Genomic DNA, 954 nt, shown 5'->3' with positions numbered 1-954 from the left:
GCCCGGGCCGCTCCATCCCGTGGGCGGCCGGTTTCCCCCACATCCCCGCCCGCCACCGCTCGGCCAGTTCCGCATCGGTGGCCCCGGTGCGCAGCAGCCCCAGCAGGTCGGTCTCCTCGTGGGAGAACAGGCAGGACCGGATCCGGCCCTCGGCGGTGATCCGGGTGCGCTTGCACTCGCCGCAGAAGGGCTCGGTCACCGAGGCGATGATCCCCACCGTGCCCAGCACGTCCCCGCCCCCGGCCGGGCGGACCTCCCACAGCTGGGCCGGGGCCCCGTCGCGGGCCCCCGGGTGCGGGGTGAGCCGGTAGTCGGTGGTGAGCCGGTGGCGGATCTCGGCGGCGGTGACCATCTCCGCCCGGGTCCAGCCGTGATCGGCGTCCAGGGGCATCTGCTCGATGAAGCGCAGCGCGAACCCGCGCTCCAGCGCCCAGCCCAGCAGCTCGGGGGCCTCGTGGTCGTTGACCCCGCGCATCAGCACCGCGTTGATCTTCACCGGCACCAGCCCCGCCGCAGCCGCCGCCTCGGCCCCGGCCAGCACCTCGCCCAGCCGGTCCCGGCGGGCCAGGGTGCGGAAGGTGTCGGCGTCGAGGCTGTCCAGGGACACGTTGATCCGGTCCAGCCCGGCCGCGGCCAACCCCTCCGCCCGGGGGGTGAGGCCGATGCCGTTGGTGGTTAGCGAGATCGGCAGCCCCGGGTGGGTGGAGCGCACCCCGGCGATGATCTGTTCCAGGTCCGCCCGGACCAGGGGTTCCCCGCCGGTCAGGCGCAGCTCGGTGACCCCCAGCCGGCTCACGCCCACGTCCACGATCCGGGTGATCTCCGCCGGGCTCATCAGCTGCGCGGCGGGCAGCCAGGGCAGCCCGGCCGCGGGCATGCAGTAGGTGCAGCGCAGATTGCACTTGTCGATCACCGACAGCCGCAGATCCGTGGCCCGGCGCCCGTGCCGGTCCA

The 954-nt window shown here is 74.7% G+C and carries 1 protein-coding gene; it reads right to left on the bottom strand.

The window, feature by feature from the left end:
- Positions 1 to 954, bottom strand: a 954-nt coding sequence (moaA, locus tag RE027_RS17820) for a GTP 3',8-cyclase MoaA (RefSeq protein ID WP_368809635.1), incomplete at both ends; no start/stop codon positions are given.

The sequence above is a fragment of the Kocuria sabuli genome, assembly GCF_040981185.1.
GTDB lineage: Bacteria > Actinomycetota > Actinomycetes > Actinomycetales > Micrococcaceae > Kocuria > Kocuria sabuli.
The sequence above is the reverse complement of the archived record's forward strand: the minus strand, read 5'-3'. Positions and strand labels throughout refer to the sequence as shown.